This window comes from uncultured Winogradskyella sp. (assembly GCF_947498005.1).
In the GTDB taxonomy this organism is placed as follows: Bacteria; Bacteroidota; Bacteroidia; order Flavobacteriales; family Flavobacteriaceae; genus Winogradskyella.
The window spans coordinates 506,204-526,474 of record NZ_CANMIW010000003.1; the positions used below are offsets into that span (position 1 = coordinate 506,204).

Sequence of the window (20,271 nt, forward strand, 5' to 3'; positions counted from 1 at the left end):
AAAAAGAGAATTATTTAAAATATAAGTGCTGTTTATCATAAGACAGCTCTTCAAAGCTAGAAACCACCATATTGGCTAATGCATAGTCTTGGCCAGACGAATGTTTACTTTTAAAACCAGCGCAAAAAATTCCTGCAGCATGTGCTGCTTTAATGCCATTAGTAGAATCCTCAATAACCATACATTCTGATTTATCTTGATCTGTATGTTTAGCCGCTTTTAGAAAAATCTCTGGATGAGGCTTTGATTTCTCTAAATCTGCACCACTAAATTTTCCCATAAAATATTGGTTTAGATCAAAGCGATTAAAAATGCGTTCTATATTTGGCATAGAAGCCGAAGAAGCCACTACCAGCTTTACACCATTAGCATAATAGTCCTTGATGCGCTCTAAAACACCATCAATTAATACCAAACCAGAATCGTTTTCAAACAAATATTTAAAGTGTTTTCGTTTTATACTGACTAGAGTTTCTGGTGCTTTGTCAATATTAAAATGGTCTACTAATCGTTTACAGATATTAATTGTAGATTGCCCAGTAAACGATTCATAAAGTGCATCATTGACTTCAATATTAACATCGCTAAACATCTGATAATAGGCTTTACGATGTAAAGGTTCTGTGTCTACAATAACACCATCCATGTCGAATAATACGGCTTTGAGCATAAAATATATTATTTTAGCCACGAAGATAGTAAAGAGTAATTTTGAGTGCAACGAGAAATCTCATTATTAAATAACAAATCTATTATGGCGAAAAAAGGAAAAGAGAAAAACACCAATAATAAAGCCAAACATAGCAAGCTCATTGCGCAGAAAAAAAACAAAATAAAATCTAAGGATGCTGAACGTAAAGCCCGTTTAAGAGCTATTGTTGAGAAAGCTAAAGCACAAAATAATGCTTCTGATGATGCTTAAGTAAGTTATGTTTTCTACTCGATGAACCTCAGCATTAATAGTTATTTTAAGAAGAAAATATTTTAATGCAACTCAAACCTAAAATATTGGCTTAAAGGAATCATTGAATTGGACTCTAAAAGTGGATGGACGAGTAACGATGATCTTGGAGAATGGATTACTGCAATTTTTTACAACGCATTCGTTTCTGGATACGAGCCCTTAGAAAGGGAACTCGGAAATTACAATGAACAAAGTGGCATATTTATAAATTCTAATAATGAATCTCGGAGAATAGATTGGAAGAAAGTTTATAATCTGAAAAATAATATCTTATTCTGAAATATTGCTGCAGGTAAAGTGAATTTCAGGTCGAGAATTTATATACCTTATTGGGTGTTGTACGCCGTTATTTTTTGATTGCATTATTCAATTGTACCATTTTCAATTCTTTATGGTACGTTTCAATTCTAGAGTAAGCAGTTCCATCAACTAATAAAATAACTATCAACATTGCAATTGTTGTAATGCTAATTGCTCTCCAAGTTGGTGTATTAATGAACAGAATTAGTAATGCTGAAACAATTATAAGAATTGGAATTACTTTGAAAACAACTGTATATTCCTTTAATGTACTTTCTGAACGTTCTATTTCGGATTGGTAAAAAGCAGCTGTATCAGTATTAAAGTCTTTCTCAAACTGTTTAACTCTTTGTATATTTGTATAGTTAAGACCCATACCAATAATTAAAAGTAGAATGCCTGCTACCAAAGTTGGAATAATATAAGCTTTTGCTAAATCTGTTTTTCCTAATTGCCAAAACCCAATACTTGCAATTAAAAACCCAATCGCAAAAAGGATAAAAAAACGTGTTGAGAATACTTCAGCTTTTGCCCACTCTGTAGTTAATTTTAATAGTTCCATTGACAATAATTCCTAGTTCATACTATATTTCTGTTGGTATTCTGAAGGGCTTATTCCTTCTTTTTTTTTGAATAATCTAGAAAAATATTGTGGATATTCAAACCCTAACTCATAAGCTACTTCCGAAACGCTTTTATGAGGCTCCAAAAGAATGTTTTTTGCTTCGTCAATTAAATACAATTGCAAATGTTCAGTTGTAGTTTTACCTGTTTCTTTTTTCAAAGTATCACTTAAGTAACGTTGAGAAACCAACATTTTATTTGCTATGTGTTCTATACATGGAATTCCTTTTTCTTGTAAATGACCTGATTCAAAATATTCAGTTAATTGCTGATTAAATTGTTCCAGCAAATCGTTCGATATTTCTTTCCTGTTTAAAAACTGTCTTTCATAAAATCGATTGGCATACTTAAAAAGCGTACTTAATTGAGAAATGATAATTTCTTTGCTAAACTCGTCTTGGTTGTTATGATATTCTATTTCAATATTTTCAACTATTAATTCTATTTGCTTTTCTTCTTTTGGCGAAAGATGTAATGCTTCATTTACTGAATAGGAAAAGAAACCATATTTTTTTATTTGTTGTGCTAAATCTGTTCCTTTCAAAAAATCTTCGTGGAAGTTTATTGAAAAGCCTTTTCGCTCAAAAACCACGCTACTATCCCATTGTAGAATTTGCCTTGGTGCAATGAAAATTAAAGCTCCATTGGTAAAATCATATTTTGTTCGTCCGTAGTTTAAGTCGCCTTTTACAAATTTCTTTAAGCTAATGGAATAGCAATCGTTTGTAATTGGTGGCGAACTTTCTTTTGGACAAGGTAAATAACCATCGCCTTTTGAGTTGAAAACACTCAACATAGGGTGTTCTGGTCTCGGTACTTCTAAATAATCGAGATAAGTCGATAATGTTTTAAAGTGCTCCATCATACAAATTTATATATTCCATTTTACACCTGTTTCCTTTTCCGAAAGTTCCCATAATTTATTTGATACGACTTTATCTTTTGCGTGTGATTCTAATTTATGTGCTCCAACTGGGCCAGTCCAATTATTTCTTCCTGTTGGACCATAAAAACTACTTTGGTCTAAATTAGGTTCTGTGGCACACATCAATTGCGGATAAGCACCTTTTTCAGCCGATTGTGTTAATGGCGACAATTTCATTAGATTAAAGATGAATTTCATCATAAAGCTACCACTTGAATTTATTAGGTTGGTTCTTGAAGAACCTGGATGACAAGCATATGCTTTAACATCTGTTTTCCCAGCTTCTTTTAATCTATCTTGTAATTCGTACATAGACATTATCTGCGCCAGTTTACTTTGACTATATGCATTATTAGGCGTGTAATCTTTGTTCCAATTCAAATCATCAAATTTGATGGTTTTAATTCCCATATCATATCCCAAACTTCCTACCGTTACAATTCGTCCTTTGGATTTCTTAATAAGTGGGAACAATAGTGCTTGAAGCGTAAAGTTTCCGAAGTAATTTGTTCCCATTTGACTTTCCCATCCATCTACTGTTAACGTTTGTTTAGGTACTTGGGCAATAGCAGCATTACAAATGAGTGCATCGATTTTAGGAACTGTTTTTACAACTTCTTCTGTTGCTTTTTTCACCGAATCTTGAACAGCCAAATCTATTTTTATAGCTACAACGTCTATATCATTTCCAAGTTCTTGCTTTAGAATTTTAATGGTGTCTTCAGCTTTCTTTGGGTTTCTATTAAGCATTACCACTTTTGCTCCTTTTGATAGTAATATTTTCGCTGCTTCAAATCCTGTTCCGCTTGTAGTTCCCGTTATTACATATGTTTTACCATTTAATTTTTCAATTCTATCTGGTGTCCAACCTTTTTTACCAAATTGATTTTTCTCCATTTTTGCTTACGTTTGATTTAATAAGACAAAATTAGGTCGGAAAGGAACTTAACTTCTTATACGGATTTTCTAAAGTTGGATACTTTTTGGTTTGAGTGGGTAATTGCACCATACTACGGAAAAATTAATTATTTAATACAGAAACCACTAATTACCTTTTATACATCAAACATAAACCTACTGTTAATTAACAAAATTTAGTAATGATAGCCGTAAACTTTAAGTATTTACAACACATTATCCATAATATCTTGTACTACTTCAGGATTTAAAAGTGTGCTTGTATCACCTAATTGATCGGTTTCATTACATGCAATTTTCCTTAATATTCTTCTCATTATTTTACCTGATCGTGTTTTTGGTAAACCATCTGTAAATTGAATCTTATCTAATTTTGCAATTGGGCCTATTTGCTCTGTAATTAATTGATTGATTTCTTTACGTAAATTATCATGATTTCTGCTTTCTCCAGTTTCCTTTAAGGTTACATAACCATAAAGCGCATTTCCCTTAACATCATGTGGAAAACCTACAATTGCACTTTCTGCAACCGCAGGATGTTCGTTAATAGCATCCTCTATTGGAGCTGTTCCTAAATTATGACCTGAGACTATAATAACATCATCTACTCTACCTGTAATTCTATAATAACCTACTTCATCTCGCAACGCTCCATCACCTGTAAAATACATATTATCGTAAGCAGAAAAATAGGTGTCTTTATAGCGTTGATGATTGCCCCAAATTGTTCTGGCTATACTTGGCCATGGGAATTTAATGCATAGTCTGCCATCTACTTGGTTACCTTTAATTTCTTGACCTTGCTCATCCATTAATGCTGGCTGAATACCTATAAAAGGTAATGTTGCATAGGTTGGTTTTGTTGGTGTTGCAAATGCTATTGGAGTAATCATTATGCCGCCTGTTTCAGTTTGCCACCATGTATCTACAATTGGTGCTTTTTTCTTACCAACATTATCATCGTACCAATGCCACGCCTCTTCATTTATAGGTTCACCTACAGTACCCAACACTTTAATGGATGACAAATTATGTTTTTCTAAATGATCAATGCCTTCTTTAGCTAATGCTCTTATTGCAGTAGGTGCTGTATAAAATTGATTAACCTTATGCTTTTCTACAATGTCCCAAAATCGTCCGAAATCTGGATAACTTGGTACGCCTTCAAACATTACAGTTGTGGCTCCATTACAAAGTGGTCCATAAACAATATAACTGTGACCAGTGATCCAACCAATATCTGCTGTACACCAATACACGTCCTTTTCTGTGTACTGAAATACATTTTTGAAGGTATAGGCTGTATACACCATATAACCTGCTGTTGTATGCACCATACCTTTAGGTTTTCCTGTAGAACCAGATGTATATAAGATAAATAATGGATCTTCTGCCTTCATAATTTCTGGGACACAATCTGAATAGGCATCATCTAAAAGTGGTTGTAACCAATAGTCACGTCCATCTTTCATATTAATATCAGAATGAATACGTTTTGCCACCAAAACAGATTCAATAGAAGAACATTCCTCTAAGGCTTCATCTACAATACCTTTTAAATCTATTGTCTTTTTACCACGATAAGAACCATCACTAGTGATTACCATTTTACATTCGGCATCATTAATTCTAGTTGCTAAAGCTGTTGAAGAAAAACCTGCAAATACCACAGAATGTATAGCTCCAATACGAGCACATGCTAAGACAGATATTGCCAATTCAGGAATCATAGGTAAATAAACACAAACTCTATCTCCTTTTTTAATGCCTTTATCAATTAGTACATTTGCAAATCTACATACGCGTTCATGTAATTGTTTATAGGTAATATGTTCTGCTTCTTCTAAAGGATCATTAGGTTCAAAAATTATAGCGGTTTTATCACCTCTTGTATATAAATGCCTGTCTATACAATTCTCAGTTATGTTGAGTTCTGCACCTTCAAACCATTTAATTTCTGGTTTAGAAAAATCCCAACTAAGAACTTTATCCCATTTTTTTCGCCATATAAAATGTTCTTCCGCAATTTCTTCCCAAAAAACTTCGGGATTTCTTACTGATTTACGGTACACTTGGTAATATTCTTCTAAGTGTTTTATGTGATAATTACTCATTATTTAGTCTCTATTTATTTTAGTTTAAAAAGGTAGTTATTTTGAATTAAAAAAAGAAGCTTCTTCTTCGGATAATAATCTGGAGTGAATTAAGAACCGTAAGCCTAATGGAATTTCTAATGAAAAACTCGCGCCTCTTCCTGTGGTTACATCTACTGTGAGATGTGTATGTTTCCAATATTCAAATTGATCTTGATTCATGTAAAAGTTAACACCTTCTACTTCACCTAAAAGTATATCACTCTCATCTAAATACATGTCTTCTTTTTCAAAAATCATTGGTGCAGAACCATCGCAACAGCCTCCACTTTGATGAAAAATTAATTCGCCATGCTTGGTCTTTAGTTGTTGAACCACCTTGGCTGCCTGTTCTGTTATTTCTACTCGTTTCATATGTTTTATACATTAAAAAAAAGCTGAATTAAATTAACTAATTCAGCCTAATTCTACTATTAATAAATTTCTAAAAGAAACCTAACTTGTTCTTATCATAAGAGATTAACATGTTTTTAGTTTGTCTGTAATGACTCATCATCATTAAATGATTCTCTCTTCCGAATCCCGATTTTTTATAACCACCAAATGGTGCATGTGCAGGATAAGCATGGTAACAGTTTACCCAAACACGACCAGCTTTTATAGCTCTTGGTATTTGATATAATTGATGCGCATCTCTGGTCCATACACCTGCTCCTAACCCATATAATGTATCGTTTGCAATCTCTATAGCTTCTGCTTCATCTTTAAATTTAGTAACACAGGCTACTGGTCCAAAAATTTCTTCTTGAAAGACTCTCATTTTATTATGTCCTTCTAATAGTGTTGGCTTAATGTAATAACCATTGGCAAAATCGCCTTGGAGCTTATTAGCTTCGCCTCCTGTTAAAACTTTAGCGCCTTCGTCTTTACCAATTTTGAAATAAGACTGTATTTTTTCGTACTGATCATTAGAAGCCTGAGCACCAACCATACAACTTGTATCATATGGATTATTCTGTACAATGGCTTCTGTTCTTGCTATAACACGCTCCATAAAAGCATCATAAATATCTTCTTGCACCAAAATTCTTGATGGACACGTACATACTTCGCCTTGGTTGAATGCAAATAAAACTGCGCCTTCTATAGCTTTATCTAAAAACGCATCATCTTCATCCATAACACTATTAAAAAAAACATTTGGCGATTTTCCACCTAATTCCATAGTCACAGGATTAAGGTTTTTAGATGCAAATTGCATAATTAATTGACCGGTTGTCGTCTCTCCTGTAAAAGCGACTTTATCAACTTTAGAACTCGATGCTAAAGGTTTACCAGCTTCTGGACCAAAACCATGTACGATATTTAGAACACCAGGCGGCAATACATCTGCGATTTTTTCCATTAATAATGTGGCTGTTGAAGGTGTTTGCTCTGCTGGTTTTAAAACAACACAATTACCAGTAGCTAGTGCAGGTGGTAATTTCCAAGACAGCATTAATAAAGGAAAGTTCCAAGGAATGATTTGGCCAATAACACCAAGTGGCTCTTTAATATTCATGGATAAGGTATTCTGATCTAACTCCGTTGCACTGCCTTCTTCAGCTCTAATACAAGCAGCAAAATAGCGCCAATGATCTACACAAAGTGGAATATCTGCATTTAATGTTTCGCGAATTGGTTTTCCATTATCACAAGTTTCTACAAGAGCAAATTCTTCTAAATTGGCTTCAATAATATCGGCAATTTTATTTAATAATGTGGCGCGCTCAGTTGCTGAAGTATTTCCCCACGATGCTTTAGCCGCATTTGCTGCATCTACAGCATTTTCAACATCCTCTTTTTGCGATCTTGGATATTTTGCAATTAGTGTACCATCTACTGGAGATGTATTTTCAAAATACTCACCACCTACAGGTGGCACAAATTTGCCATTTATAAAATTGGAATACTTCTCTTTAAATTGTGGTTTAGAATAACTCATACCTTAATGTGTTTATTTATTAGTTTATACTTTTTATTGCCAAAAATTTGACTATTTAGTAATTTTGATAAAGTTATTTTATCATATTCTAAATAAATTGAACATATTTATTATCTTTTTGAACATATCTCTTATTAACTAATTTTAAGATTATTTTTTTGTAATATTGAGAATGAGCCACTTACTATCTAAACATAAAAGCCATAGAAAACTTACTACATTAGTAGAAAATAGAACTACTTATAATGCCGAATACGCAGAATTAAACATCTATGAAACTCATGCTATGGCAGAGAAAGTATCGTTAACTTTTGACTTTCCTATTATTGCGAGTATGCTAACCGGAAAGAAAATTATGCATTTAGATGACTTTGATGCATTTGACTTTTTCCCTGGAGAATCTGTAGTAATGCCTTCTCATAAGGAAATGATTATTGATTTCCCTTTGGCGACTAAAAACCAGCCTACACAATGTCTGGCTTTAGGAATTGATGCTTTTAAGATTGAAGAAGTTGTAGAAAAATTTAATCATAATGTTGCTATAGAAGATGAAAATAACAATTGGGACTTAAGTACAACCACTTCTCATCTTATAAATAATGTTGACGTAAATCATCTTATTGAAAGACTGACGTACACTTTTACAAATAGTAATAAGTCTAAAGATGTTTTACTCGATTTAATGATTCAAGAATTAATTGTAAGATTGCTTCAGACAAAAGCTAAATCGTTAATAATAAATGACACACACACCTTTAATGATACCAGAATAGGAACTGTAATTAAATTTATTAAAGAGAATCTTACCAATAAAGATATTTCTGTAGATCAATTAGCGAAAAAAGCGTACATGAGTGCTTCCCACTTTCATAAACAATTTAAAAACACCTTAGGCATCTCTCCAATTGACTATATCAATTCTGAAAAAATTAAGTTTTCAAAAAAGTTAATTAAAGAATCAAAAAACTTAAGAATGTCTGAAATTGCATTTCAATCTGGTTTTAACAATACAAGTTACTTTAACAGACAATTTAAAAAAATGGAAATGATGACACCTCAACAATTTAAGGCTTCGATAAATAAATAACTTTTATTAAATATATCATCTTAGTGAGAAACCGCTTCATTTGCACCACTTGGAATACGAATATTCTCAACCAGATCTTGAACTTCTTTTGGAGGTACCTTAGTAAATTTCATAATTGTAACTGATACTATAAAATTAAGAAGCATCGCTATAGTTCCAAAACCTTCAGGAGAAATACCAAACCACCAATCGGCTTTTTCGCCACCACCAAACCAGCCAAATTTAAATTTAGTCATGTAAAATAACATGGTAGTTATGCCTACTATCATACCAGCAACAGCTCCTTCTTTATTCATCTTTTTGTAAAAAATACCAAGTATGATAGCTGGAAAAAATGAAGCCGCAGCTAAACCAAAAGCTAAAGCGACAGTAGCTGCTACAAAACCAGGCGGATTAATACCAAAATAACCAGCTACACAAACCGCTACAACAGCAGAAAGACGTGCCGCTATTAATTCTCCTTTTTCTGTAATTTTTGGATTTATCATTTTCTTGATTAAATCATGAGACACTGAGGAAGAAATAACCAATAATAAACCTGCAGCTGTGGATAGTGCTGCTGCCAAAGCGCCTGCGGCTACTAAGGCAATTACCCAGTTTGGCAATTTAGCTATTTCAGGATTTGCTAAAACCATAATATCATTATCTACAATCAATTCATTTTTTGATTCATCTGCTACATATTGAATAATACCATCATTATTCTTATCTGTAAAACTGATTAAACCAGTTGTTTCCCATTTCTTAAACCACTCTGGCATTGCTGTGTAAGGTTGATTAGAAACGGTTTCAATCATATTTGTTCTAGCAAAAACAGACACAGCTGGTGCTGTAGAATATAAAATAACAATAAGTAACAATGCTAAACCTGCTGATTTTCGAGCATCCTTAACACGCTTTACAGTAAAAAATCTAACAATAACATGCGGAAGACCTGCTGTACCAACCATTAAAGCTAGTGTGATTGCAAAAATATCTAGTGTGGTTTTTGAGCCTTCTGTATATTCATTAAAACCAAGGTCTGTACTCAATCCATCGAGCTTATCTAATAGGTAAGTTCCTGAACCATCCGATAGTGTACTACCAAATCCTAGTTGTGGTATTGGGTTGCCTGTCATTTGAATTGAAATAAAAATAGCTGGCACCATAAACGCAAATATGAGCACACAATATTGTGCTACTTGTGTATAAGTAATGCCTTTCATGCCTCCTAGAACAGCATAAAATAACACGATTATCATACCTATGATAACACCTGTATTGATATCAACTTCTAAAAAACGAGAAAACACTAAACCAACACCTCGCATTTGGCCTGCTACATAAGTAAATGACACTATTAATGCACAAATAACACCAACCAATCTGGCTGTATTAGAATAATAACGATCGCCAATAAAATCTGGAACGGTAAACTTTCCGAATTTTCGTAAATATGGTGCTAGTAATAATGCTAATAAAACATAACCGCCTGTCCAGCCCATTAAATAAACGGCACCATCATAGCCAGCAAAAGAAATAATGCCAGCCATAGAAATAAATGAGGCTGCACTCATCCAGTCTGCTGCAGTTGCCATTCCGTTTGCTAATGGCGAAACACCTCCACCTGCAACGTAAAATTCTTTTGTAGAACCTGCTCTAGACCATATTGCAATTCCGATGTATATTGCGAAAGTTATGCCAACTAATATATAGGTCCATGTCTGTACTTCCATTCCTGCAATTAAAAATAGATTATTCATCATAGCCGAATTTTTTATCAAGATTATTCATCAGCTTCACATATACAAAAATGAGTATAACGAACACATACATTGAGCCTTGTTGAGCAAACCAAAATCCTAGTTTAAAACCTCCTATTTTAATAGTATTTAATTCATCTTTAAAAATGATACCTGCACCATATGAAACCGTAAACCATATGGCAAGTAAGATTAATACATATTTGATATTGGCTCTCCAATACCCTTTAGGATCCTTCTTTGATTTCATGTTTATTTAGTTTTAATCTTTTAATATAACCTTTTAATTCCTTTATAACCTTTGGCGCCAAGATTATAGTAGCCGTCATTGTAGGAATTGCCATTAGTGCAAACACACCATCTATAAAATTTATCATAGCTTCAAATTTGGTGGTTGCTGCTATAACAATACTAGAAATGTAGAGATAATTATAATAATGCTTTTTGTCAGCTCCTATTAAAAAAGACATGCATTTTGTGCCATAATAGGCATAAGAAAATAAGGACGAAATACTAAATATGAATATACATACCATAAGAAGATACTGACCAACACCAGGAATTGCATCTTGAAAAGCAGATGCCGTAAGACTTACTCCATTATTAGACGTTGTTTGCCAAACACCTGTGACTAAAATAGCTAAAGCTGTAAGCGTACAAACTATCAACGTATCTATTACAGGTCCCAACATAGCAACTAACCCTTCTCGTACAGGTTCGTCAGTCTTAGCTGCACCATGAGCCATAGGTGAAGTTCCTATACCTGCTTCATTAGAAAACGCTCCTCGTTTTATGCCTAATAAAACCAGCGCACCTAATACACCACCAAATACAGAATCTTCATTTATATGATTAGCTTCAAACACGTCTGTAAAAATCATTACAAAATACTTTGGTACTTCTTCAAAATTAATACCCAAAATGATTAACACTAATGCAAAATATAGAATAACCATTGTAGGTACCATTTTAGCTGCGAGAGAACTAATTCGCTTTAGTCCACCAAGAATAACTATAGACGTAAAAACAACCAAAACAATAGCAATTATTAGATTGGTAGTAAAGCTAACCTCAACACCATTTGGTATTAATATAATATCATTAATGGCTTGTTTTAGTTGATTAACATTCACAACAGGCAATGCCCCAAGCATACCAAAAACACTAAACATTACAGCCAAAAATTTCCAGTTTTTTCCAAGACCTTCAATAATGAAATACATAGGTCCTCCTTGTACTTCACCATGAGAATCTTTACCTCTATACATTATTGCTAAAGTTGATGTAAAGAACTTGGTTGCCATACCAACAATAGCACTGATCCACATCCAGAACATAGCTCCTGGTCCACCAACTGAAATGGCTAATGCTACACCAGCTATATTCCCCATACCAATTGTAGATGACAACGCTGTTGTTAATGCTTGAAAATGCGAAATCTGACCAGGATCGTTTGGGTCGTCATACTTTCCTCGTAACACACTTATCGCATGTCCTAAATACCGAAACGGTAAAAACTGAGACCTAATTAAAAGGTACAAACCACCTCCAATTAATAAAATAAGCAAAGGTAAACCCCAAGCAAGATCCGAGAATTGTTTAAGAATTTGGTTAAGAATTGTCATAGATTATAAATTTAATAAACCGTTTTTATTTAAAGTATAATGTCATCAATTTATTTATAACTAATATGCTTATGTATAGTTTTACCAATAAAATTTAAATAACATATTTTTGTAATACCGAACTATTGAAATAGTAATTATAATCTTTCAAATTGAATAGATTTTCATCTAAATATTAATTCTTAATACTAAAAAAATAGTATTCTTAGAGTATAATGTGAGATCTGTAAGTATAATATAAGCTATATTTATTGTGACAAACCAATTAATTTGAATCCTAATCGCCTTTATTTTATTGATGCTGTAAGAGCCTTTGCAATTTTAATGATGCTGCAAGGCCATTTTATAGACACTTTACTAGATCCATCTTATAGAGATCAAAATAATACAGTATTTAATATATGGGAATATTTTAGAGGGATTACGGCTCCTACCTTTTTTACGATTTCCGGTTTAATATTTTCTTACTTGCTTATCAAGGCCAAACGGAACGGCAAGGTTAAACAAAGGATGCGAAAAGGTTTGATGCGTGGTATAATGCTCATTGGAATTGGGTATCTATTAAGAGCTCCTATATTTCAATGGTTAATGGGCGAATTCAACACCTATTTTCTTGTAATTGACGTTTTGCAATGTATTGGATTGTCTTTAATTGGTATTGTACTAATTTATCAACTTACATTTAGAAAGACTTTGTTTTTCTCACTAATAATGCTAGTTCTAGGATTATGTATTTTTATCTCAGAACCATTATATCGCTATTTAGAATTACCAGAAGTTCCGTTAATTTTCTCAAACTATTTATCTAAATCTAACGGTTCTATTTTTACAATTATTCCTTGGTTTGGCTATGTAGCATTTGGTGCTTTTATTTCTACATTGTTTTATAGATATGTGGAACGTCCAAAATTTAAAATAGCCATAGTTTCTGGTTTTTTTATTTTCGGAATTGCTCTAGTAATGAAATCTGCTTGGTTATTTATGAAACTCTATTATTGGTTTGATATTTCAATTTTTAAAGATGTAGCCTATTATAATTATCTTTTCACAAGATTTGGAAATGTGTTAATTTTATTCTCGTTGTTTTATTTAGCAGAGAACTATATTAAGCAACCACTAATTCTAAGAATAGGACAGAAAACACTATCCATTTATGTTATACATTTTATTATTATTTATGGTAGTTTCACAGGTATAGGTTTACACCAAATTATAGGGAATACACTCACTCCTTGGCAAGCCATTATTGGTGCGTTGTTATTTTTGTCTGTGGTTTGTTTTTTATCATTTCATTATGCTAAGACTAATGCCTTTGTATATTCTAACACTAGAAAATTAATGGAGAAAATTAAACGCTATACGCGATAATTTTTTATATTTTTAATTATTCGAATAAAACCATCTACAGTATGAAACGCAATCAAACGATCCTACTATTATTAATATTATGCCTAGTTTCTTGCAATAGGATAGCGAACAAAACCAAAGAAGGGATTAACAGAGGTGGAGAAGTTGTTGGAGAAAGTGCTACGGAATTTTTTGAAGGTGTTTCTGAAGGTGTAGATAAAACCTTAGAATGTAAAATTATGCTTTCAAATAATCTTAAAAAACAAGGTTTAAAAACTGGTGTTTATAACATCGGAAGTCAATCAAGTAGCCACAATAACAAACTAACTTTATATGTGATTTTTGATTCTGATTTTAATCAAGAAGTTATGGCAAAAGTCTTTAATAAATCTGGTTTAGAAATTGGCAGAGCAAAAACGGTTATAAGTGGAACCAAAGATGGTGCGGCATATTTTGATTTTTTGTTTGATACAAGAACTGATATTGGTTACAGAAATAAAATTATTATAGAATAAAAAAGACCACCTAATTAAAGATGGTCTTTTTCTCTTTCATAGCAATTAGAGCGACTAATTACTGGTTATAAACACCGACGAAGCCGATGCTAATGCGCTATTGAAACTAGGTGTTAAATTTCCACCTGTTCCAATGTTATTGAATGCTAAAATTCTACCGCCATTGTTTCCTGCTTCAGCAATATAAACAGTTCGTGATTCTGCATCATAAGCAACATCTACAGGATTTCCTAATGATGTAGCACTACCAGAAACTCTTATTTGATTAGATAATGCTAACGTTTCTCCATTTGCCAACGCATTTAGTTTATTTGTAAAATTTTCTATAACGTGAAAACCACCATCATCTTGACCATTTGTAGCTGAGGCAATATCCGTCATTACTAAAACATCAGAACTAGTATCATAAGTAATACCATGTGTTCTAACAATACCCTCTAGCGCAATAGTTTTGGTTGCACTAACCGTTGTCGTTGTAGTATTAGACAAAAAGTCTGAATAAATAGCAAGCTGATTAGTTGCGTCAACAACAGCGTATAAATCGTTACCATTAAATGTAATTCCCCATAATTTTATATCAGTTGTAACTACATTTCTTAGAGTAAAACTTCCATTAGATAAGGTATAGATATATAATTTACCATCTGGTGTATTTGCATCACCATCTACATCTGCATTATCTGCAACGACATATAAATTTCCACGTACGGCAACTTCCCTCGGACTTGTCATATCACTTGCTCCTGAAATTGCTGTATCTATAACTGTACCATCAACTATATCGTTTACACCAATAAAGCCTTCTAAATTGTTTCCAGATCTAGAGGCTTGATAAACGGTCTCTGTATCCTCATCAAAATAAATTCCATCTGCAGCAGAAGACACCGTGATTAAGGACTTAGTTGTTACACTAGTACTAGACGAAAAATCGTAAATAGAAATATTACCATTAGAATTATTTGATGCATATACCTTTACACTATCATTATTATCCATTGAATTATCATCGTCATCACTACATGATGTGGAAAATAATAACAAGGCTGCTGATAAAGTACTAAATAAGGTTGCTCTTTGAATTTTCATGTTTTTTGTTTTTTTGTTTGTACTTTACCTACGTAATTATAGACTAGTCGGTTTTAAAAAATTTAAACACATTCAGAAACACGACACAAAAACTTAATAATGAACGATTTAATTTTAGAATTTTATACTGCTTTAAATAATTGTGATGGGAATAAAATGGTTAAATGCTACCATGATGATGTAGTTTTTGAAGATCCAGCTTTTGGAATTTTAAAAGGTGACAGAGCTAAATCTATGTGGTTAATGCTTTGCGAGTCGCAAAACGGAAATGGTTTTAAAGTAGAACACTCAAATATTATAACTAACGAAAAGACAGGCTCTGCTCATTGGGAAGCACATTATACCTTTAGTAAAACTGGAAGAAAAGTACATAATAAAATTGATGCTACTTTTGAATTTAAGGATGGTTTAATAATTAAGCATACTGATGTTTTTGATTTACACAATTGGGCTAAACAAGCTATTGGATTTAAAGGGTTTTTATTTGGAGGTATGTCTTTTTTCAAAAACAAACTACAAATACAAACAAATTCACTACTTGATAAGTTTATCAATAAAAAAAAGCTATCTAATTAATTAGATAGCTTTTTTGGAACAATGTTTCTTTTTAGGGACTTAGAGTTTACTTTATGTTTCATTGTATTATCTATACTTCAAATGTTATGCCATAAATTATATTTTTAACTGTTGGCTTCGACTTTTCCAATAACATTTTTGTAAAACAATTTCATAAATTTAAAATCGGCTTCTATATCATCTGTAGGATAAAAAGGTTGTGATACAGTATTTTGTTTATTCTTAAAATCGAATGTATACATAATAATAGGAACATTGGCGGCTTTGGCTATGTAGTAAAAACCAGTTTTCCACTTATCTACTTTTTTTCTGGTACCTTCTGGAGATAAAGCTAGTCTAAACTCCTTTTTACCTTCGAACAATTTAGCAATAGCTTCTACTTTATTTTGTCCAGGTGTTCTGTCTAACGGCTGACCTCCTACGGCTCTAAAATAGTAACCAAATGGCCATATAAAGAGCTCCTTTTTTCCAATAAAATTAGTTTTAACCTGAGTAATTTTCCTTAATAAAAGAGAAATATAGAAGTCACTCCAACTGGTGTGAGGTGCTGCAATAATCACAGCCTTTTTTATAGAATCCTTTGAAAAATTGGTGTTACCAACCACTTTCCATCCCAAAACCTTAAAATATATTAATTTTGCTAACCAGCGCATTTTACATTTTTTTGTAAAGCTCTAAAAGCTTTTGTCTGGTTACCTTGGTTTTCCAGTTTTTACCTATTGCATTTTCCCAAAGTGGTTCTAAACTTAAAGCAACATCAATCATTTTGTCAAATTCATACGGCTCTAAATCTGCACAAATACCTTCAGGTAATTGAATATTGTGCTTTGCTTTCATTTGTTTAAAAATAGCGACACCTTCAGGGTAATATTCTTCTAAATGGTCAAAAACAATACAGTTTCCTATTCCATGTTTAATACCTAAAAGATAGCCTAAACCATAGCTTAATGCATGTGCTACACCTACTTGAGAGTACGCTATACTCATACCTCCATGCCAAGATGCCATCATCAATTTAGATTGCGCCTCTTCAGGCGATAATGTATCTTCTAAAAAGATTTCCTTACATAACTCAAAAGCTTTTTCTCCATAACTCTGACTAAAAGCATTTAAATATGTTCCATTCAGTGATTCTACGCAATGCACAAAACAGTCCATACCTGTATAAAACCATTGATCTCTAGGAACATCTTTTGTTAATTCTGGGTCTAGTATAACCTGATCAAAAGGTGTGTAATCACTATTAATTCCTAATTTACGAATAGGACCAGTTAAAATTGTAGTTCTCGATACTTCAGCTCCTGTTCCAGATATTGTAGGTATGCCAACATGATATATAGCCGGATGCTTTATTAAATCCCATCCTTGATAATCTTTAGATTCACCTTTATTAGTTAACATTAATGATACGGCTTTAGCAATATCCATTACTATTCCGCCTCCAATTCCAATAATACCAGAAGGCAATTCACTATACTCTAAAATGATGTCTTCTACTAATTGGTCTATTTGTGTAGTTTTTGGCTCTTCTTTTGTTGGTACATAAATAATTTTATCCTTGTAGGATAACGTAATTCTAGATGTTAACCAATGATTTCCTTTAAAAACATCGTCTACATAAAATATAAATGGTGCATTACGTCCTTTACGTTTTGTTGCGAGAATTTCATCGAGCTGATTGAAACTTCCTCGCCCAAAAACAACTCTGGACACCATTGGATAATTTTTATATATCATTTACTTTATATCTTTAACAAAAATAACAACTTCATTCATATTTACGACCTATTTAAATGAAATTGTAACTTTTCATTAAACAGCCCAATATGGTAGCCATCTACCAAGGCATGATTAACACTAATTGCAATTTGCATTTCTTTTTTAGATCCTACACTTTCCATTTTACTAAATGCGATTTTGGGAACAGAATCTTTAGCACCATTAAACGGTTCTTTATGACCTGTAAAATTAACCCAAGGTAACGATGAACAATGTACACAATCCATTGAATTAACTGGTGGAAATAGATCGTTAGTATTGAATACTCTTTCTTTTTCTTTTAAAAAATTATTTTGAAATTTAGTAAAATCCTCATCATAATTCACAAACGTAAACCCGAAGGTTTTATTAGGTCTCAGAATTGTTGGCGAGGCATGTATTGCATCATAAACCACTACGTCATTCAATTCGTTGATTCTATATTTTAAGTTCTCAACGTCATTTATTGCTTGCATCGTTGCATGCAAATATTTAACAAAAAACGACACGTTTTTATCACGCGATAATTTATAGGCTTTAGTCACATCTACTTTAAATGTGACCCCAAAATAAGGATCTACGAATGTGTTGAAAAACTCAAAATGAGCCTGTCTATTCCATGTATGTTTATCTAATACTCTCAATCTTTTATTTAAAAAAATCTAAAATTTCAGTTAAACAGGTTACTGTAGCATAACCAGATCCGTTGGCTTCCGTTTTAGTTACAGTTTCATGTTGCCAGGTTGTATGAAACGGAACATGAATTGCCTTTGCTCCCAGTTTTACTAAAGGTAAAATATCTGATTTTAGCGAATTACCAACCATTAAGAAATCCTCAGGAGCTATATCTAAATGATTTAATAATTTTGAATAGTTAGATTCCTGCTTTTCACTCAACACTTCTATATGATGAAAATATTTTAGCAAACCAGATTTTTCTAATTTTCGTTCTTGGTCTAACAAATCGCCTTTAGTGGCAACAATTAATCTATAATCTTTAGATAATACTTTAAGAACATCTTCTACACCATCTAATAACTCTATCGGTTTATTAATCATATCCTTACCGATTTTTAACATCGCTGCAATCACTTCATTAGAAACGGTATGATTAGATAACTCTAAAGCTAACTCAATCATAGAAAGAATAAAACCTTTTACACCATATCCATAGGTTGGAAGGTTTTTAATTTCCATTTTAAAAAGTTCTTGATCAATTTTGTTAGGTGTCTCAAAACGCGATAATAGTCGACCTGCTTCTTCTTCAGCAGCTCTAAAATAGGTTTCGTTTACCCAAAGCGTATCATCAGCATCAAAGCCAATAACTTTTATGTTTTTGTAATTTACTTCCACAGTTTCTTCGCTCGTTCTAAATCCTCTGGTGTATCAATTTCTACACCTTGTATAGTGGTTTCAACCATTTTAATACGTTTTCCGTATTCTAAATATCTTATACATTCAATTTTTTCTGTAGCCTCAAGAAATTGCATTGGTAAGACAGCAAAATCTAATATCGCTTCTTTTCTAAAGGCATAAATACCTTTGTGTTTAAAATATCGTGTTCCTACGTTTTTATCTCTTGGAAATGGTATAGGACTTCTTGAAAAATAAAGTGCAAAATTTTGCTGATCTACTATAACTTTAACTGTATTAGGATTACTAATTTCATCCCAATCTTTTATTTCAACCATTAAAGAAGCTAAATCAATTTCTTTGTCTTTATCATCTTTAAATACATCAATGACTTTTGCCAGACTTTCGCGTTCTGTAAAAGGCTCATCACCTTGTACATTAATAACAATATCACAATCTATATGAGCTACAGCTTCTGCAATTCTATCACTACCTGACTCATGCTCTTTAATGCTCATTATAGCTTTTCCTCCGTTACTTTCTATTTCATTCAAAATGATTTCACTATCTGTTACTACATAAACTTCACTAAATAATTTAGTGGCTACAGTAGCTTCATATGTTCTTAGAATCACTGATTTTCCTGCTAAATTTTGCATTAGTTTACCTGGAAAACGTGACGCACTGTAACGTGCCGGAATCATGGAGATTATTTTCATCTATATGAATTGTGTGAGTATTTTCAAAAATAAGATTTAAAATCGACTTTAAAAACTGATTTGATATATTGATACTTAACTGGAACTCGGTCGTATTTTTTTATAAACCTTATAGATGATATAAAAAATAAAAAGGACAAATAGTATTGCTAAAATTGGTAAAAATATAGACACAATAGACATCACTATGGACGACCCTGTTTCTATGGTAGAGACAATAGGGTTTCCAAAACCTGCTGTAGACACCGTAGAACCAGCACGCGTTATGCCTGCCGAACTCTTTACAGCAGCAGCCGTTCCTCCTCCTGCTATTATGGCTAATGCCCAAGTAATCACAGGACTTAAATCTGCAACTGTTGAGACCATAACTGCTGTTCCTGCTATGGTTGCTAATGGAATAGCAATAGTATCTAATGCGTTATCTACAATAGGTATATAGTAGGCAACTATCTCAACTAATGTGGCGATACCTAAAGTGATGACAGCCGTTGTACTCCCAATCCACTCCCAAGATTCATTAAGTTCCCAAACATTGAAATAAGCAGCTAAACTTAATGCAAATAAGGGTAAAAACACCCTAAAGCCAACGGAAGCTGCAAGTCCGATACCCAAAAATATACTTAGAATTGTTTCCATAAAAATTTGATAAGTTATT

22 protein-coding genes are annotated in these 20,271 nt (G+C 32.7%); 5 read left to right on the top strand and 17 right to left on the bottom strand.

Going from position 1 to position 20,271, the window contains the following annotated elements:
* Window positions 1-10: 10 nt before the first annotated feature.
* Complete coding sequence (locus tag Q0891_RS08040; protein WP_299100515.1) at window positions 11-670, bottom strand: HAD family phosphatase; 660 nt, start codon at window positions 668-670, stop codon at window positions 11-13.
* Window positions 671-754: 84 nt separating this feature from the next.
* On the opposite strand from Q0891_RS08040, the gene Q0891_RS08045 reads away from it, so the two are divergent.
* Complete coding sequence (locus Q0891_RS08045) at window positions 755-922, top strand: hypothetical protein (protein WP_299100517.1); 168 nt, start codon at window positions 755-757, stop codon at window positions 920-922.
* A 388-nt stretch (window positions 923-1,310) separates the two neighbouring features.
* Here the strand turns inward: Q0891_RS08045 and Q0891_RS08050 are convergent, their stop codons facing one another.
* The 6 genes from Q0891_RS08050 to Q0891_RS08075 form a co-directional block, all read right to left on the bottom strand.
* Window positions 1,311-1,826, bottom strand: coding sequence for a hypothetical protein (locus Q0891_RS08050; RefSeq protein ID WP_299100519.1), 516 nt, complete (start codon window positions 1,824-1,826; stop codon window positions 1,311-1,313).
* Window positions 1,827-1,838: 12 nt separating this feature from the next.
* On the bottom strand, window positions 1,839-2,750 hold the full coding sequence (locus Q0891_RS08055) for an AraC family transcriptional regulator (protein ID WP_299100521.1): 912 nt from the start codon (window positions 2,748-2,750) through the stop codon (window positions 1,839-1,841).
* A gap of 9 nt (window positions 2,751-2,759) precedes the next feature.
* The gene (locus Q0891_RS08060; RefSeq protein ID WP_299100524.1) at window positions 2,760-3,710 is read right to left on the bottom strand and encodes an SDR family oxidoreductase; all 951 of its coding nucleotides are present in this window, start codon (window positions 3,708-3,710) and stop codon (window positions 2,760-2,762) included.
* 227 nt (window positions 3,711-3,937) lie between these two features.
* Window positions 3,938-5,845: an acetate--CoA ligase gene (acs, locus tag Q0891_RS08065; RefSeq protein ID WP_299100526.1), complete on the bottom strand. Its 1,908-nt coding sequence runs from the start codon at window positions 5,843-5,845 to the stop codon at window positions 3,938-3,940.
* Between the two features lie 36 nt (window positions 5,846-5,881).
* Window positions 5,882-6,238, bottom strand: a complete 357-nt coding sequence (locus Q0891_RS08070) for a DUF779 domain-containing protein (protein WP_299100528.1) — start codon at window positions 6,236-6,238, stop codon at window positions 5,882-5,884.
* Window positions 6,239-6,308: 70 nt separating this feature from the next.
* The gene (locus tag Q0891_RS08075) at window positions 6,309-7,808 is read right to left on the bottom strand and encodes an aldehyde dehydrogenase family protein (protein WP_299100530.1); all 1,500 of its coding nucleotides are present in this window, start codon (window positions 7,806-7,808) and stop codon (window positions 6,309-6,311) included.
* 172 nt (window positions 7,809-7,980) lie between these two features.
* Between Q0891_RS08075 and Q0891_RS08080 the strand changes: the two genes are divergently transcribed.
* Window positions 7,981-8,895, top strand: coding sequence for an AraC family transcriptional regulator (locus Q0891_RS08080; RefSeq protein WP_299100532.1), 915 nt, complete (start codon window positions 7,981-7,983; stop codon window positions 8,893-8,895).
* A 20-nt stretch (window positions 8,896-8,915) separates the two neighbouring features.
* Here Q0891_RS08080 and Q0891_RS08085 read toward each other — a convergent pair whose 3' ends face one another.
* From Q0891_RS08085 to Q0891_RS08095, 3 genes are read right to left on the bottom strand one after another with little or no spacing between them, the layout of a single operon-like run.
* Window positions 8,916-10,610, bottom strand: a complete 1,695-nt coding sequence (locus Q0891_RS08085) for a sodium:solute symporter family protein (protein ID WP_299100603.1) — start codon at window positions 10,608-10,610, stop codon at window positions 8,916-8,918.
* A 19-nt stretch (window positions 10,611-10,629) separates the two neighbouring features.
* A complete protein-coding gene (locus Q0891_RS08090; RefSeq protein ID WP_299100534.1) occupies window positions 10,630-10,887 on the bottom strand; it encodes a DUF4212 domain-containing protein in 258 nt (85 codons plus the stop codon).
* Window positions 10,865-12,262, bottom strand: a complete 1,398-nt coding sequence (locus Q0891_RS08095) for a sodium:alanine symporter family protein (RefSeq protein WP_299100536.1) — start codon at window positions 12,260-12,262, stop codon at window positions 10,865-10,867. Before Q0891_RS08095 ends, Q0891_RS08090 begins: the two co-directional genes overlap by 23 nt.
* 270 nt (window positions 12,263-12,532) lie before the next feature.
* Here Q0891_RS08095 and Q0891_RS08100 point away from each other — a divergent pair, with 270 nt between their 5' ends.
* On the top strand, window positions 12,533-13,630 hold the full coding sequence (locus Q0891_RS08100; protein WP_299100538.1) for a heparan-alpha-glucosaminide N-acetyltransferase domain-containing protein: 1,098 nt from the start codon (window positions 12,533-12,535) through the stop codon (window positions 13,628-13,630).
* A gap of 41 nt (window positions 13,631-13,671) precedes the next feature.
* A complete protein-coding gene (locus Q0891_RS08105) occupies window positions 13,672-14,124 on the top strand; it encodes a hypothetical protein (protein WP_299100540.1) in 453 nt (150 codons plus the stop codon).
* A 54-nt stretch (window positions 14,125-14,178) separates the two neighbouring features.
* Here Q0891_RS08105 and Q0891_RS08110 read toward each other — a convergent pair whose 3' ends face one another.
* Complete coding sequence (locus Q0891_RS08110; RefSeq protein ID WP_299100542.1) at window positions 14,179-15,210, bottom strand: hypothetical protein; 1,032 nt, start codon at window positions 15,208-15,210, stop codon at window positions 14,179-14,181.
* A gap of 99 nt (window positions 15,211-15,309) precedes the next feature.
* Between Q0891_RS08110 and Q0891_RS08115 the strand changes: the two genes are divergently transcribed.
* Entirely contained in the window at window positions 15,310-15,786 is a 477-nt protein-coding gene (locus Q0891_RS08115) for a nuclear transport factor 2 family protein (RefSeq protein WP_299100544.1), read from the top strand.
* Between the two features lie 104 nt (window positions 15,787-15,890).
* On the opposite strand, the gene Q0891_RS08120 is transcribed toward Q0891_RS08115, so the two are convergent.
* The 6 genes from Q0891_RS08120 to Q0891_RS08145 all read right to left on the bottom strand — a co-directional run bounded on the left by Q0891_RS08120 (window position 15,891) and on the right by Q0891_RS08145 (window position 20,258).
* Window positions 15,891-16,439, bottom strand: coding sequence for a 1-acyl-sn-glycerol-3-phosphate acyltransferase (locus tag Q0891_RS08120; RefSeq protein ID WP_299100546.1), 549 nt, complete (start codon window positions 16,437-16,439; stop codon window positions 15,891-15,893).
* A 1-nt stretch (window position 16,440) separates the two neighbouring features.
* Window positions 16,441-17,502 carry an iron-containing alcohol dehydrogenase family protein gene (locus Q0891_RS08125; protein ID WP_299100548.1) on the bottom strand — a complete coding sequence of 354 codons (1,062 nt, stop codon included), beginning with the start codon at window positions 17,500-17,502 and terminating at the stop codon, window positions 16,441-16,443.
* Window positions 17,503-17,564: 62 nt separating this feature from the next.
* Entirely contained in the window at window positions 17,565-18,188 is a 624-nt protein-coding gene (locus Q0891_RS08130; protein WP_299100550.1) for a CatA-like O-acetyltransferase, read from the bottom strand.
* A gap of 4 nt (window positions 18,189-18,192) precedes the next feature.
* Window positions 18,193-18,897, bottom strand: coding sequence for an HAD family hydrolase (locus Q0891_RS08135; RefSeq protein WP_299100551.1), 705 nt, complete (start codon window positions 18,895-18,897; stop codon window positions 18,193-18,195).
* On the bottom strand, window positions 18,888-19,616 hold the full coding sequence (gene kdsB / locus Q0891_RS08140; RefSeq protein ID WP_299100553.1) for a 3-deoxy-manno-octulosonate cytidylyltransferase: 729 nt from the start codon (window positions 19,614-19,616) through the stop codon (window positions 18,888-18,890). Before kdsB ends, Q0891_RS08135 begins: the two co-directional genes overlap by 10 nt.
* A 75-nt stretch (window positions 19,617-19,691) precedes the next feature.
* The gene (locus Q0891_RS08145) at window positions 19,692-20,258 is read right to left on the bottom strand and encodes a DUF4126 domain-containing protein (RefSeq protein ID WP_299100605.1); all 567 of its coding nucleotides are present in this window, start codon (window positions 20,256-20,258) and stop codon (window positions 19,692-19,694) included.
* Window positions 20,259-20,271 lie beyond the last annotated feature (13 nt).